The organism is Bacillus sp. FSL P4-0290, from assembly GCF_037975435.1.
In the GTDB taxonomy this organism is placed as follows: domain Bacteria; phylum Bacillota; class Bacilli; order Bacillales; family Bacillaceae; genus Bacillus; species Bacillus subtilis.
The window spans coordinates 1,952,872-1,967,903 of the sequence record NZ_CP150253.1; the positions used below are offsets into that span (position 1 = coordinate 1,952,872).

The window sequence follows — 15,032 nt, forward strand, 5'->3', positions numbered from 1 at the left end:
GATGACATGCACCGGGGCAAAGGGATGAAATTTGTAGGCGACTCAAGGATACCGGCTGAAAAAAAGCCGAATATACCGAAGGATTATTCGGAGTATCCGGGTAAAACAGAGGCTTTCTGGCCAAATTTCTTGTTAAAGGAATGGATGGTTGGAGCTGTCTTTCTCATCGGTTTTCTCGTTTTGACGATTGTGCATCAGCCGCCTTTGGAGCGGATGGCGGACCCGACTGATACTGGTTATATTCCGCTGCCGGATTGGTATTTTCTTTTCTTATACCAGCTGTTGAAGTATGAATACGCCGCCGGAAGCTTTACAGTGGTCGGCGCCATGATTATGCCAGGTCTCGCTTTTGGGGCCCTGCTTTTGGCTCCATTCCTAGACAGAGGGACAGAAAGAAGGCCGTGGAAGCGTCCGGTCGCTGTCGGTATGATGCTTCTGGCCATTTCCGCTGCTGTATTTTTGACGTGGCAGTCAGTTGCTACTCATGACTGGGCCAAGGCAGAAGAACAGGGGAAAATTACAAAAGAAGCCGACATTGACACCAATGCAGAAGGATATAAGGTTTTTAAGGAACAGGGCTGTATTTCTTGCCATGGGGATAACCTTCAGGGAGGAGCGGCCGGGCCTTCATTGGTTGACAGCGGGCTGAAACCGGATGAAATCAAAAAAATCGCTGTAGAAGGGAAAGGCAAAATGCCGGCGGGTGTGTTCAAAGGAAATGATAAGCAGCTCGAAGAACTTGCAAAATTTATTTCTGAAACAACCGCAAAATAACGTATTGTGAATTGTCAAATGGAAGGATATACTTTTATTATCAAAAGCTGACCCGGCGTCAGCTTTTTTATTTGGACATATTATTTTTACAGACTGAGAGTTGATTCGATGTGAAATGGTTTCAATATGTATTAGGGCAGCGGCCGATGCTTATTCTTGTCTTAGCCATTAATTTTCTGGGAACGGTTTACGGCTACTATTGGTACTTGCCGCAGCTTTTGGAGACACCGGCACGTTTCCTGATTTTTGTTCCGGACAGTCCGACAGCAACGTTTTTCTTTCTGTTTGTGCTGCTTGCCTTTCTCATGAAACGGAATGCTCCGTTCTTTGAGGCGCTTGCGCTAGTTACCCTCGTAAAGTATGGCCTATGGGCGGTGGCTATGAATTTTCTTGTGCTTGCAGTAACTGGTGACTTGCCGTGGGAGGGCTACATGCTAATTGCTTCGCATTTTGCAATGGCAGTTCAAGGCGTATTATACAGTCCGTATTTTCGTTTTTCATTTTGGCATCTTGCAATTGCTGCAGTCTGGACACTGCATAACGATGTCATTGACTACTTGTTTGATATGATGCCGCAATACTCTATGCTTTCTGATTATATGACTGAAATAGGATACGGAACATTTTGGCTAAGCATCTTTTCAATCGCGCTTGCTTACTTTCTTGTGGTCTCAAAAAAACAAACGAAGCTTGAGCTGATGTAAAGACAATGTTGGTCTATCCTTGTCCCTTTCTTCATATTCTGTAAGGAGAGAGAGTGGGAGGGACCTGCATGAAACGAAAGCTGACGATCTGTTTGTTGATTGCACTTATTTTTTATAATGGAAATGCCAAGGCTGCAGAGCGGGGAAGCCTCGAGGAATTGAATGATTTATCCGATACAGTCTTTCAAATGACCCGACAAGCGAAATATGAAGAGGCGCTTCAAGTCTTGGAGTATTTTGAAAAAACATTAAAATCCGCTGAGAAAAAACAGCAAGACCCCATGCTAACGGGAGCCCAAATTCGTCAAATCACATTGGGCTATAATGATATGGTTCGGAGTTTAAAGCAAGCTGATACATCAGACACACAAAAACTCAGAGCAGCCGCGCAGTTCAGAATGCTGATGGATGCGGTTGACAATCGGTCTGACCCGCTTTGGGGCTCACTGGAAAAACCGATTATGGAAGCTTTTACTGAGCTGAAGCGAGATGTCCAGAAGAATGGAAGCACAAGCTTTCATGAAAAATGGAATGAATTTATCAGTTTATATGACTTGATTTACCCCAGTCTTACAATCGATGTATCAGAGGATCAGCTTGAAACAGTCGGAAAACATATAGATGTTATTGAGCAAGAGGAATTTCAGCAAATGACAGAGAGCACGAAGCTTGAACGGCTTTCCCTTCTTCAGCATGACCTGAAAAATGTGTTTGACAGGGTGGAGGAGGATGATGCCGATCCGTCTTTACTCTGGGTGATGATTACAACCGGCAGTATCATCATTACTGCTCTTACCTATGTCGGTTACAGAAAGTACAAGGCGGAAAAAAACAAGCTGAAAAAAAGGGACTACCCTAAATAAGGGTGAGGGGCGGCGGTCAGCCGCCTTTTTTCTATTACATGTCAGCGCGGAAGCGGATTTTTATTTTCATCAAGCGTAAATCCTTCTCCGAGCACATCGTGAACATCGCTTACCGCTACAAAGGCATGGGGATCAATGGAGTTAATCACGCTTTTCAGCATCACCAATTCGTTTTTCGGCACCACACAATAAAGTACATCTATATCCTCTTTTGTGTAGGAGCCTTGTCCTTTCAAAATGGTGACGCCCCGTTCCATTTCTTCAAGAATCTTTTTCTGAATCAGGTCGTTTTTCGAAGAGATGATCGTAGCGCCTTTAGCAGCGTATCCGCCTTCCTGAATAAAATCGATTAATCTTGCCGCTACAAATACAGCTACCAGCGTATACATCGCTTCTTTATAGGAGAGATAAGTAAGCAAAGACAAAATGATGACGCAGGCATCGAAAGCAAACATCGTTCTGCCCATCGGGATCCCAAAATACTTATTCACTAAACGTGCGATGATATCAACACCGCCTGTCGTACCGCCGAACTTAAAAATAATTCCCAGGCCGGCTCCGATGAATACGCCGGCAAATAAAGCGGCGAGCGCTAAGTCGTGCTGAAGGGGCATATGGATTTCATATCGCTGAAAGATGCTGAGGAACAAAGACAAGGCTACAGTGCCGACAAGGGTATAAACAAACATTGTCCTGCCGAGCAAACGCCAGCCAATAAAAAAAATCGGAATGTTCAACACCAGGTTCGATATAGAGGGGCTGATGTGGAAAAGGGCATAAAGCAAAAGTGTAATACCTGTAAAACCGCCCTCAGCCAGATTGTTCTGCATATTGAAATGAACCAAGCCAAATGAAAAAATTGCCGCTCCGATTAAAATAAAAAATATGTTTTTTAATCTAATTTCTCCAAGCATCACATAAAACCCCTTTTCCTTCCATTAGATAGCGTTTATATTATAGTGGATGAAAAAGAAAACAGCAAACGTGCTTAAACATTTGTCAAACGTATCTGAATTAGCTAACATGTAAGAGGATGATAGGAGGTTTCGTTCAGTGAGTGATAAAACAATGAAAGACATACAGGCTGAAGTAGACCGTTACATCGGCCAATTTAAAGAAGGATATTTCAGCCCGCTGGCCATGATGGCGAGGCTGACTGAAGAACTGGGCGAGCTTGCCAGAGAAGTGAATCACCGTTATGGAGAAAAACCAAAAAAAGCGACTGAAGATGATAAAAGCATGGAAGAGGAAATGGGCGATGTGCTATTTGTATTGGTTTGTTTAGCCAACTCCCTTGATATCTCTTTAGAGGAAGCCCACGACCGAGTCATGCATAAATTTAATACAAGAGATAAAGATCGCTGGACCAGAAAAGAAGAAGGAAAGTAGAGGAGATCGAGATGTCAAACGAAACAATTAAAGTAGTCATTGCGGGACCGCGTGGAAGAATGGGGCAGGAAGCTGTTAAATTGGCAGAACGAACACCTCATTTTGACCTTGTCGGGGCCATAGACCATACATACGATCAGCAAAAATTATCTGATGTGATGCCTGTTGAGTCAGATGCTTTCATTTATACAGATATCCATGCCTGTTTTACAGAAACACAACCGGATGTCTTGATTGATTTAACAACGCCCGAAATCGGAAAAGTACATACAAAAATTGCATTAGAGCACGGAGTCCGTCCAGTTGTCGGAACAACCGGTTTCTCAGAAGCTGATTTAAAAGAGCTCACATCTTTAACAGAAGAAAAAGGGATTGGAGCCATCATCGCGCCAAATTTTGCGCTCGGTGCGATACTGATGATGAAATTTTCAAAAATGGCTGCCAACTATTTTGAGGATGTTGAGATTATTGAGCTTCATCATGACCAGAAGCTTGACGCACCAAGCGGAACTGCGCTTAAAACAGCGGAAATGATTTCAGAAGTCCGTAAAGAAAAGCAGCAAGGACATCCGGATGAAAAAGAAATTCTCCCAGGGGCAAGAGGAGCGGAGCAAAACGGTATTCGCTTGCACAGCGTCCGTCTTCCGGGACTGATCGCGCATCAGGAGGTCATGTTCGGCATGGATGGCCAAACGCTTCAGATACGCCATGATTCTTATAACCGTGCTTCTTTCATGTCAGGCGTTAAACTGTCAGTCGAACAAGTCATGAAGATTGATCAGCTTGTGTATGGTTTAGAAAATATCATTGATTAGACGGGGGGATAAACAATGAAAATTGCTTTGATCGCGCATGACAAGAAAAAACAGGATATGGTTCAATTTACGACTGCCTATCGGGATATTTTAAAGAATCATGATCTATACGCAACCGGAACCACAGGGTTGAAAATTCATGAGGCGACAGGTCTTCAAATTGAACGTTTTCAATCCGGCCCTTTAGGGGGAGACCAGCAAATCGGTGCACTGATCGCTGCCAATGCACTCGATCTTGTCATTTTTTTGCGCGACCCGCTGACCGCGCAGCCGCATGAACCGGATGTCTCGGCATTAATCCGTTTATGTGATGTGTATTCCATTCCGCTCGCCACAAATATGGGTACTGCGGAAATTCTTGTGCGCACACTTGATGAAGGTGTTTTCGAATTCCGTGACCTTCTTCGGGGAGAAGAGCCGAATGTATAATGCTGACGTTCTTGCTTTTGGCGCCCACAGTGATGATGTCGAGATCGGAATGGGCGGCACAATAGCGAAGTTTGTCAAACAGGAAAAAAAAGTAATGATATGCGATTTGACAGAAGCGGAACTCTCTTCTAACGGTACGGTCAGTTTGCGTAAAGAAGAAGCAGCTGAAGCAGCCCGCATATTAGGCGCAGATAAAAGAATTCAGCTAACGCTTCCAGACCGCGGCCTAATAATGAGTGATCAGGCAATTCGGTCAATTGTCACTGTCATCAGAATCTGTCGGCCAAAAGCGGTTTTTATGCCGTATAAAAAGGATCGCCATCCGGATCACGGCAATGCGGCTGCACTGGTGGAAGAAGCGATATTTTCCGCCGGAATCCATAAATATAAAGACGAAAAAAGCCTTCCGGCGCATAAAGTCAGCAAGGTTTACTATTATATGATAAATGGTTTTCATCAGCCGGATTTTGTTATTGATATCTCGGATACAATAGAGGCAAAGAAACAAAGCCTCAACGCCTACAAAAGCCAGTTTATCCCGTCAAAGGATTCCGTTTCTACTCCTCTGACGAATGGGTATATTGAAATCGTTGAAGCGAGAGAAAAGCTTTACGGTAAAGAAGCGGGCGTGGAGTATGCCGAAGGTTTCTTTTCCAAACGGATGCTGATGCTTGATCATGATGTGCTTGGGGGCGAACAATGAGAAAACTAAAAATAGGAATCACATGCTATCCGAGCGTTGGAGGCTCAGGTATCATTGCGACAGAACTGGGGAAGCAGCTTGCTGAAAAGGGACATGAAATCCATTTCATCACATCAAGCATTCCGTTTAGACTGAATACATATCATCCCAATATTCATTTTCATGAAGTTGAGGTTAATCAATATGCTGTTTTTAAGTATCCTCCGTATGATTTGACATTGGCAAGCAAAATCGCTGAGGTGGCGGAACGGGAGAATTTAGACATTATCCATGCTCACTATGCTCTCCCGCATGCCGTTTGCGCCTATCTTGCAAAACAAATGCTGAAACGCAATATCGGCATTGTTACCACTTTGCATGGCACGGATATCACGGTGTTAGGTTATGATCCGTCTCTAAAAGATCTGATCCGTTTTGCTATTGAGTCATCAGACAGGGTGACGGCCGTCTCCTCAGCGCTTGCGGCTGAAACATACGATTTAATTAAACCGGAGAAAAAAATTGAAACGATTTATAACTTTATAGACGAGCGCGTGTATCTGAAGAAAAACACAGCGGCAATTAAAGAGAAACATGGAATTTTACCAGATGAAAAAGTCGTCATCCATGTGTCCAACTTCAGAAAAGTTAAACGCGTGCAGGATGTCATCCGTGTGTTCCGCAATATCGCTGGCAAAACGAAAGCGAAGCTGCTTTTAGTCGGAGACGGTCCGGAGAAATCGACAGCCTGCGAGCTTATCAGAAAATATGGCTTGGAAGACCAAGTCTTAATGCTTGGAAATCAAGACCGTGTTGAAGAGCTTTATTCTATTAGCGATTTGAAGCTGCTGCTATCTGAAAAAGAAAGCTTTGGCCTTGTCCTGCTTGAAGCGATGGCTTGCGGAGTGCCTTGTATTGGAACAAACATTGGCGGTATCCCTGAGGTTATAAAAAACAATGTGAGCGGATTTTTGGTGGATGTCGGTGATGTTACGGCCGCAACAGCCCGCGCGATGAGCATTTTAGAAGATGAACAGCTAAGCAATCGTTTTACAAAGGCGGCAATAGAGATGCTTGAAAATGAATTTTCTTCTAAAAAAATTGTCAGCCAGTATGAACAGATTTATGCCGATTTAGCAGAACCGGAGTGATCACATGGAAAAAGTTTTTATCAAAGCACTTCCCGTGCTCCGCATCTTAATCGAAGCGGGCCATCAGGCTTATTTTGTCGGGGGCGCAGTTCGTGACAGCTATATGAAACGAACGATCGGAGATGTCGATATCGCGACAGATGCGGCACCTGATCAAGTAGAACGGCTGTTTCAGCGGACTGTTGATGTAGGCAAAGAGCACGGGACCATTATTGTGCTCTGGGAGGATGAAACCTATGAAGTCACGACATTCCGGACTGAATCTGATTATGTTGATTTCAGAAGACCGTCAGAAGTGCAATTTATCTCATCATTAGAAGAGGATCTAAAACGCAGAGATTTAACGATCAATGCGATGGCCATGACAGCGGACGGGAAGGTGCTTGATTATTTTGGCGGCAAGAAAGATATTGATCAGAAAGTGATTCGAACCGTTGGAAAGCCTGAGGATAGATTTCAAGAGGATGCGCTTCGTATGCTGAGAGCCGTACGCTTTATGAGCCAGCTTGGCTTTACGCTTTCACCGGAAACAGAAGAAGCCATTGCGAAAGAAAAATCACTCCTCTCCCATGTTTCAGTCGAACGAAAAACTATAGAGTTCGAGAAATTGCTGCAGGGAAGAGCTTCTCGCCAGGCGCTTCAAACACTCATTCAAACGAGATTGTATGAAGAGCTTCCTGGTTTTTATCATAAACGAGAAAACCTGATTTCAACGAGTGAGTTTCCATTCTTCTCTTTAACATCCCGTGAGGAGCTTTGGGCTGCTCTTTTAATTAACCTTGGCATAGTTTTGAAAGACGCGCCCCTTTTCCTGAAAGCCTGGAAGCTCCCGGGAAAAGTGATCAAGGAAGCCATTCACATTGCCGATACGTTTGGCCAGAGCCTTGACGCAATGACAATGTACAGAGCTGGGAAAAAAGCACTGCTCTCAGCGGCCAAAATATCGCAGCTTCGGCAAAACGAAAAACTGGATGAAAAGAAACTGAAGGACATTCAGTACGCTTATCAAAACCTGCCGATCAAAAGCCTTAAGGATCTTGATATCACGGGTAAGGACTTGCTTGCGCTTCGAAACCGGCCGGCCGGAAAATGGGTATCAGAAGAATTACAGCGGATCGAGCAGGCTGTTGTGACAGGGAAGCTCTCCAATCAAAAGAAACACATAGAGGAGTGGCTGAAGACATGCGGTCAACATTAAGAAAAGACCTTATTGAATTATTTTCTCAGGCCGGCAATGAATTTATTTCCGGCCAAAAAATCAGTGATGCTCTCGGCTGTTCAAGAACTGCTGTGTGGAAGCATATTGAAGAGCTTCGGAAAGAGGGTTATGAAGTAGAAGCCGTTAGAAGAAAAGGATATCGGCTCATCAAAAAGCCCGGAAAACTCAGTGAAAGCGAAATCCGCTTTGGATTAAAAACGGAAGTGATGGGCCAGCATCTTATTTATCATGACGTTCTTTCAAGCACGCAAAAAACGGCTCATGAGCTTGCGAATAATAACGCACCGGAAGGCACCCTCGTGGTGGCTGACAAACAAACAGCCGGAAGGGGCCGAATGTCTAGGGTATGGCATTCTCAAGAAGGAAACGGCGTTTGGATGAGCCTGATTTTGCGGCCTGACATTCCGCTCCAAAAAACACCGCAGCTAACTCTGCTTGCTGCAGTAGCTGTTGTGCAGGGAATAGAAGAGGCAGCAGGCATCCAAACGGATATTAAATGGCCAAATGATATTTTGATTAACGGAAAAAAAACAGTCGGCATCCTAACGGAAATGCAGGCTGAAGAAGACCGCGTACGTTCAGTGATCATTGGGATCGGCATTAACGTTAACCAGCAGCCTAATGATTTTCCAGATGAATTGAAGGACATCGCGACAAGCCTCAGCCAAGCTGCTGGGGAAAAAATTGATCGGGCCGGCGTCATCCAGCATATTTTACTATGCTTTGAGAAACGGTACCGGGATTATATGACGCACGGATTTACGCCGATTAAGCTTTTATGGGAAAGCTATGCGCTCGGTATTGGCACTAATATGAGAGCCAGAACGTTAAACGGAACCTTTTACGGTAAGGCGTTAGGTATAGATGATGAAGGCGTTCTGCTTTTAGAAACGAACGAAGGCATTAAAAAAATCTATTCTGCCGATATCGAATTGGGCTAATGTGTTGGTACAAGCCCGTTGATTTTGGTATACTTCCATTGGGCAGTATCGCCTGCGAACTGCACCTATTATTAAAATAGATAGACATTGCAGCAGTCTGCCTTGATCCAAAAAAGGACTGGGACAGAGGGATGAAACTCGCCGAACTTTAGAAAGTGAAGAATCCTTCTCGTTGTAACGGAAGGTTTTTTTGGCTTGTAGAAGAAAACGGCAGATCATCTCCTCTAAACATAAGGAGGAGAAAACATGAAAACAAAACTGGATTTTCTAAAAATGAAGGAGTCTGAAGAAGCGATTGTCATGCTGACCGCTTATGATTATCCGGCAGCTAAACTTGCTGAACAAGCGGGAGTTGACATGATTTTAGTCGGTGATTCACTCGGAATGGTCGTCCTCGGCCTTGATTCAACTGTCGGTGTGACAGTTGCGGACATGATCCATCATACAAAAGCCGTTAAAAGGGGGGCGCCGAATACCTTTATTGTGACAGATATGCCGTTTATGTCTTATCACCTGTCTAAGGAAGATACGCTGAAAAATGCAGCGGCTATCGTTCAGGAAAGCGGAGCTGACGCACTGAAGCTTGAGGGTGGAGAAGGCGTGTTTGAATCCATTCGCGCATTAACGCTTGGAGGCATTCCAGTAGTCAGTCACTTAGGTTTGACACCGCAGTCAGTCGGCGTACTGGGCGGCTATAAAGTACAGGGCAAAGACGAACAAAGCGCCAAAAAATTAATAGAAGACAGTATAAAATGCGAAGAAGCAGGAGCTATGATGCTTGTGCTGGAATGTGTGCCGGCAGAACTCACAGCCAAAATTGCCGAGACGCTAAGCATACCGGTCATTGGAATCGGGGCTGGTGTGAAAGCAGACGGACAAGTTCTCGTTTATCATGATATTATCGGCCACGGTGTTGAGAGAACACCTAAATTTGTAAAGCAATATACGCGCATTGATGAAACCATCGAAACAGCAATCAGCGGATATGTTCAGGATGTAAGACATCGTGCTTTCCCTGAACAAAAGCATTCCTTTCAAATGAACCAGAAAGTGCTGGACGGCTTGTACGGGGGAAAATAAGATGAGACAGATTACTGATATTTCACAGCTGAAAGAAGCCATAAAACAATACCATTCAGAGGGCAAGTCAATCGGATTTGTTCCGACGATGGGGTTTCTGCATGAGGGGCATCTAACCTTAGCAGACAAAGCAAGACAAGAAAACGACGCCGTTATTATGAGTATTTTTGTGAATCCTGCACAATTCGGCCCTAATGAAGATTTTGAAGCATATCCGCGCGATATTGAGCGGGATGCAGCTCTTGCAGAAAACGCCGGAGTCGATATTTTATTTACGCCAGATGCTCATGATATGTATCCCGGTGAAAAGAATGTCACGATTCATGTAGAAAGACGCACAGACGTGTTATGCGGGCGCTCAAGAGAAGGACATTTTGACGGGGTCGCGATCGTACTGACGAAGCTTTTCAATCTAGTCAAGCCGACTCGTGCCTATTTCGGTTTAAAAGATGCGCAGCAGGTAGCTGTTGTTGATGGGTTAATCAGTGACTTCTTCATGGATATTGAATTGGTTCCTGTCGATACGGTCAGAGAGGAAGACGGCTTAGCCAAAAGCTCTCGCAATGTATACTTAACAGCTGAGGAAAGAAAAGAAGCGCCTAAGCTGTATCGGGCCCTTCAAACAAGTGCGGAGCTGATCCAAGCCGGTGAAAGAGATCCTGAAGCGGTGATAAAAGCTGCAAAAGAAATCATTGAAACGACTAGCGGAACCATAGACTATGTAGAGCTTTATTCCTATCCGGAACTCGAGCCTGTGAATGAAATTGCTGGAAAGATGATTCTCGCTGTTGCAGTTGCTTTTTCAAAAGCGCGTTTAATAGATAATATCATTATTGATATTCGAGAAATGGAGAGAATATAATATGTATCGAACAATGATGAGCGGCAAACTTCACAGGGCAACTGTTACGGAAGCAAACCTGAACTATGTGGGAAGCATTACAATTGATGAAGATCTCATTGATGCTGTGGGAATGCTTCCTAATGAAAAAGTACAAATTGTGAATAATAATAATGGAGCACGTCTTGAAACGTATATTATTCCTGGTAAACGGGGAAGCGGTGTCATATGCTTAAACGGTGCAGCCGCACGCCTTGTGCAGGAAGGAGATAAGGTCATTATTATTTCTTACAAAATGATGTCTGATCAAGAAGCGGCAAGCCACGAGCCGAAAGTGGCTGTTCTGAATGATCAAAACAAAATTGAACAAATGCTGGGAAACGAACCAGCCCGTACAATTTTGTAGAAGAAAAGCCCCCTTTATCGGGGGTTTTCTTTTAAGATTTTGAGAGTAAAACGGTTTTGCCGCTCCATTTCCGTACAAAACGTGTTACACTTTTGTCGTATGCAAGAATTGAGGTGTCCATTTTAATGAATAAGCAACGGTTCGTTGTTATAGATGTAGAGACAACAGGGAATTCGCCGAAGAAAGGCGATAAAATCATACAAATCGCAGCGGTTGTAATCGAAAATGGACAAATTACTGAGCGGTTTTCAAAATACATTAATCCAAATAAATCAATCCCTGCTTTTATTGAGCAGCTTACTGGAATCTCTAATCAAATGGTCGAGAATGAACAGCCATTTGAAGCAGTTGCTGAAGAAGTATTCCAATTGCTTGACGGCGCTTATTTTGTCGCCCACAATATCCATTTTGACCTTGGATTTGTCAAGTATGAGTTACATAAGGCGGGCTTTCAGCTCCCAGATTGTGAAGTGCTTGATACTGTCGAGCTCTCACGCATTGTTTTTCCGGGATTTGAAGGGTATAAGCTGACGGAATTAAGCGAGGAGCTTCAGCTGCGGCATGATCAGCCGCACCGGGCTGACAGCGATGCTGAAGTGACAGGGCTTATTTTTTTGGAAATCCTTGAAAAGCTGCGGCAGCTTCCTTATCCGACATTAAAGCAGTTAAGAAGGCTTTCGCAGCATTTCATCAGTGATCTGACGCATTTGTTGGATATGTTCATTAATGAAAACAGACATACCGAGATACCGGGCTATACGCGCTTTTCTTCGTTTTCTGTCAGAGAACCTGAAGCTATCGATGTTCGTATAAATGAGGACGAGAACTTCTCATTTGAGATCGAAAGCTGGGAAGCGGGAAATGAAAAAGCGCTGTCAGAGTTAATGCCTGGGTATGAAAAAAGAGACGGCCAAATGATGATGATGAGAGAGGTGGCTGATGCGTTTGCCAATCGTGAGCATGCGCTGATTGAAGCTCCTCCAGGCATCGGAAAAACGATTGGCTATCTGATTCCGGCTGCGCTTTTTGCCAAGAAATCAAAAAAGCCGGTCATAATCAGCACGTATTCGACGCTTTTACAGCAGCAGATTCTCACAAAGGATTTGCCGATTGTCCAAGATCTGTTTCCATTTCCGGTAACAGCGGCGATTTTAAAAGGGCAATCGCATTATTTATGCCTGTATAAATTTGAGCAGGTGCTTCATGAAGAAGATGATAATTATGATGCCGTACTGACAAAGGCACAGCTTCTCGTTTGGCTGACAGAGACAAATACAGGAGATGTAGCGGAACTGAATTTGCCTTCAGGCGGAAAATTGCTGTGGGACAGATTGGCTTATGACGATGACTCCTATAAAAGAAGTCGCAGTGAGCATGTGATCGGTTTTTACGAGCGGGCCAAACAGATTGCTATGCGTTCCGATTTGGTGATCACCAATCATTCTCTTTTGCTGACCGATGAAGGCAGCCAGAAAAAAAGGCTTCCCGAAAGCGGCACATTTATTATTGATGAAGCACACCATTTTGAACGTGCGGCAAGCGAACATTTAGGGAAAAGAGCCACGTACATAGAATTGCATACGAAATTGAGCAGAATCGGCACTCTGAAGGAGCAGGGACTTCTAAAAAAGATGAGACAGCTATTCCAGCGAAACAGCCTGCCGGTTGATTCATTTTTCGAATTGGAAGAGTGGCTTCAGCACGTTCAAGCAGAAAGTGATGCTTTCTTCAGCTCTGTACATTCTTTTGTCAAACGAAGAAAACCTAAAGAAGACTTAAACCGTCTAGTGTTTAAGGTGAACAAAGAAAGCCAGGATAAAAGCTGGTCGATCTTAACAGATGGTGCGGAGAGGCTTTGTTCCATGCTGACACATTTGCAGCAGCTTTTTGAGGCGCAGTCATCCCTGATGGAAAAACATTTGAAGGGTATGAAGAGCAAAACCGTCTTTTTAGCCGATGAATACCAAAGAAGCATGAAAGGCTTGCAGCATTACTGTCAGACGTTGCAGAAGCTCTTCTTTGGGTCTGATGACGATGAAGCGGTTTGGATTGAAATAGATGCAAAGGGTGCGAAAAATGCAGTGGCCATTTACGCACAGCCTCTTGAACCTGGTGAACTTCTGGCTGATCAGTTTTTCGCGCGCAAAAATAGTGTGGTGCTGACATCTGCAACCCTTACAGTCGAAGGTTCTTTTCAATTTATGATTGAACGACTGGGACTGAGTGACTTTTTCCCGCGGACAATGAGAATTGAGTCACCCTTTTCTTACGATGAGCGTATGCAGGTGATGATTCCAAAAGAAATGAAATCAATTCAGGATACAGGGCAACCTGAATTTATACAGGATACAGCCCGTTATATCGAACTGATGGCAAAGGAAAAACAGCCTAAAATCCTTGTGCTGTTTACATCCCATGATATGCTGAAAAAGGTTCACCAGGAGCTTAAGCATAACATGAGTGCTTCCGGCATTCAGCTCTTGGCACAAGGGATTACAGGCGGAAGTCCCGGCAAGCTGATGAAGACTTTTAAAACATCCAATCAGGCGATCCTGCTCGGAACAAATCATTTTTGGGAAGGCGTTGATTTCCCTGGTGATGAGCTGACGACAGTAATGATCGTGAGGCTCCCATTCCGGTCCCCTGATCACCCGCTTCATGCTGCAAAATGTGAGCTTGCCCGCAAAAAAGGAAAGAATCCGTTTCAAACAGTGTCATTACCGGAAGCTGTGCTGACCTTTAGGCAAGGAATTGGACGCTTGCTGCGTTCTGCGGGAGACAAGGGAACGATTATTATATTGGACAGACGGATTAAAACCGCTGGTTACGGCCGGCTGTTTCTTGATGCCTTGCCGACAACCTCAGTATCCGAAATGACTGACAGCGAGCTTGAAGCTTATGTTGCAGGGGAAAAAGAATAAAAGCCGCATAAAGCGGCTTTTGCGGTGTGGGAGTAGGATGGTGTTTTATTTAAAAGCGGATTTCCCGCTCTGTGATACTAGTATGGCGTGTCCTGAAATGGAGTATGACTAACAATATTTGTTCAAACTGGAGGATGAAAAAATGGAAAGTAAAATCGAAATTCTTTCAACAATTAATGTAGAGCATTCTGATGATCTGTATAAAATTGTGGACACATTGAATCGTACACTGAAAAGAGAAAATCTGATGTTCGGCCTTGCGCTGGATGAAGAAAACAAAAACCAAGCCGTTTTTACCATTTATCGTACGTAGGTGAGAAGATGAGAAAAAAAGCATTAATATTTACCGTCATTTTTGGTATTATTTTTTTAGCAGTACTTCTTGTCTCGGCAAGCATTTATAAATCAGCCATGGCACAAAAGGAAGAGGGGCACGAAGCAGCAGCTGCTGAAGCTAAAAAAGAAACCGATCTCGCCCATGTTGATCAAGTCGAAACATTTGTCGGAAAAGAGAAATATTATGTTGTAAAGGGAACGGATAAAAAAGGCACTGCATTATATGTCTGGGTTCCTGCTGATAAAAAAGCAAAAATTCTCTCAAAAGAAGCGAAAGAGGGAATCTCTGAAGACAAAGCGGCGAAAATCATAAAGGATGAAGGGCTGGTTTCAAAGCAAAAAGAGGTTCATCTGGCAAGAGAAGGAAACGTCCTGCTTTGGGAAGTGACGTACTTAGACAAAGAAGGGCAATACAGTTTAAGTTATGTGGACTTTACAACTGGAAAGATTCTCAAAAATATCACGCCTTAAGACGAATTAG

The 15,032-nt window shown here is 44.0% G+C and carries 17 protein-coding genes; 16 read left to right on the top strand and 1 reads right to left on the bottom strand.

Annotation, left to right across the window (positions count from 1 at the left end; all coding sequences use genetic code 11):
- Window positions 1-6 precede the first annotated feature (6 nt).
- The 3 genes from MKY10_RS10505 to ypjB all read left to right on the top strand — a co-directional run bounded on the left by MKY10_RS10505 (window position 7) and on the right by ypjB (window position 2,341).
- Entirely contained in the window at window positions 7-774 is a 768-nt protein-coding gene (locus MKY10_RS10505; RefSeq protein ID WP_003225562.1) for a menaquinol-cytochrome c reductase cytochrome b/c subunit, read from the top strand.
- Between the two features lie 110 nt (window positions 775-884).
- Window positions 885-1,478: a DUF1405 domain-containing protein gene (locus tag MKY10_RS10510; RefSeq protein ID WP_003230630.1), complete on the top strand. Its 594-nt coding sequence runs from the start codon at window positions 885-887 to the stop codon at window positions 1,476-1,478.
- 68 nt (window positions 1,479-1,546) lie between these two features.
- Complete coding sequence (gene ypjB, locus MKY10_RS10515) at window positions 1,547-2,341, top strand: sporulation protein YpjB (RefSeq protein ID WP_015251822.1); 795 nt, start codon at window positions 1,547-1,549, stop codon at window positions 2,339-2,341.
- A 41-nt stretch (window positions 2,342-2,382) separates the two neighbouring features.
- On the opposite strand, the gene MKY10_RS10520 is transcribed toward ypjB, so the two are convergent.
- A complete protein-coding gene (locus tag MKY10_RS10520; RefSeq protein WP_003230635.1) occupies window positions 2,383-3,255 on the bottom strand; it encodes a YitT family protein in 873 nt (290 codons plus the stop codon).
- 139 nt (window positions 3,256-3,394) lie between these two features.
- Here MKY10_RS10520 and MKY10_RS10525 point away from each other — a divergent pair, with 139 nt between their 5' ends.
- The 13 genes from MKY10_RS10525 (at window position 3,395) to tseB (ending at window position 15,022) form a co-directional block, all read left to right on the top strand.
- Window positions 3,395-3,730: a nucleotide pyrophosphohydrolase gene (locus MKY10_RS10525; protein WP_004398044.1), complete on the top strand. Its 336-nt coding sequence runs from the start codon at window positions 3,395-3,397 to the stop codon at window positions 3,728-3,730.
- An 11-nt stretch (window positions 3,731-3,741) separates the two neighbouring features.
- The gene (gene dapB, locus MKY10_RS10530; RefSeq protein WP_003230638.1) at window positions 3,742-4,545 is read left to right on the top strand and encodes a 4-hydroxy-tetrahydrodipicolinate reductase; all 804 of its coding nucleotides are present in this window, start codon (window positions 3,742-3,744) and stop codon (window positions 4,543-4,545) included.
- 15 nt (window positions 4,546-4,560) lie between these two features.
- On the top strand, window positions 4,561-4,974 hold the full coding sequence (gene mgsA / locus MKY10_RS10535; protein WP_003230640.1) for a methylglyoxal synthase: 414 nt from the start codon (window positions 4,561-4,563) through the stop codon (window positions 4,972-4,974).
- Window positions 4,967-5,677, top strand: coding sequence for a bacillithiol biosynthesis deacetylase BshB1 (gene bshB1, locus MKY10_RS10540; protein ID WP_003230642.1), 711 nt, complete (start codon window positions 4,967-4,969; stop codon window positions 5,675-5,677). Before mgsA ends, bshB1 begins: the two co-directional genes overlap by 8 nt.
- On the top strand, window positions 5,674-6,807 hold the full coding sequence (gene bshA, locus MKY10_RS10545) for an N-acetyl-alpha-D-glucosaminyl L-malate synthase BshA (RefSeq protein WP_015251824.1): 1,134 nt from the start codon (window positions 5,674-5,676) through the stop codon (window positions 6,805-6,807). Before bshB1 ends, bshA begins: the two co-directional genes overlap by 4 nt.
- Window positions 6,808-6,811: 4 nt before the next feature.
- On the top strand, window positions 6,812-8,005 hold the full coding sequence (locus MKY10_RS10550) for a CCA tRNA nucleotidyltransferase (RefSeq protein ID WP_116316588.1): 1,194 nt from the start codon (window positions 6,812-6,814) through the stop codon (window positions 8,003-8,005).
- Window positions 7,990-8,967 (top strand): bifunctional biotin--[acetyl-CoA-carboxylase] synthetase/biotin operon repressor, encoded by a 978-nt coding sequence (locus tag MKY10_RS10555; protein WP_003230650.1) that lies wholly within the window; start codon window positions 7,990-7,992, stop codon window positions 8,965-8,967. The genes MKY10_RS10550 and MKY10_RS10555 overlap by 16 nt, the downstream gene beginning before the upstream one ends.
- A gap of 246 nt (window positions 8,968-9,213) precedes the next feature.
- Window positions 9,214-10,047 (top strand): 3-methyl-2-oxobutanoate hydroxymethyltransferase, encoded by an 834-nt coding sequence (gene panB / locus MKY10_RS10560; RefSeq protein ID WP_029726777.1) that lies wholly within the window; start codon window positions 9,214-9,216, stop codon window positions 10,045-10,047.
- A gap of 1 nt (window position 10,048) precedes the next feature.
- The gene (gene panC, locus MKY10_RS10565; protein WP_024571841.1) at window positions 10,049-10,909 is read left to right on the top strand and encodes a pantoate--beta-alanine ligase; all 861 of its coding nucleotides are present in this window, start codon (window positions 10,049-10,051) and stop codon (window positions 10,907-10,909) included.
- Window position 10,910: 1 nt separating this feature from the next.
- The gene (panD, locus tag MKY10_RS10570; protein ID WP_003225586.1) at window positions 10,911-11,294 is read left to right on the top strand and encodes an aspartate 1-decarboxylase; all 384 of its coding nucleotides are present in this window, start codon (window positions 10,911-10,913) and stop codon (window positions 11,292-11,294) included.
- Between the two features lie 125 nt (window positions 11,295-11,419).
- A complete protein-coding gene (dinG, locus tag MKY10_RS10575) occupies window positions 11,420-14,215 on the top strand; it encodes an ATP-dependent DNA helicase DinG (protein WP_015251827.1) in 2,796 nt (931 codons plus the stop codon).
- A gap of 142 nt (window positions 14,216-14,357) precedes the next feature.
- Entirely contained in the window at window positions 14,358-14,528 is a 171-nt protein-coding gene (locus MKY10_RS10580) for a YpmA family protein (RefSeq protein WP_015251828.1), read from the top strand.
- 8 nt (window positions 14,529-14,536) lie between these two features.
- Entirely contained in the window at window positions 14,537-15,022 is a 486-nt protein-coding gene (gene tseB / locus MKY10_RS10585; protein ID WP_003230665.1) for a cell wall elongation/penicillin-binding protein regulator TseB, read from the top strand.
- The last annotated feature ends 10 nt before the right edge of the window (window positions 15,023-15,032 follow it).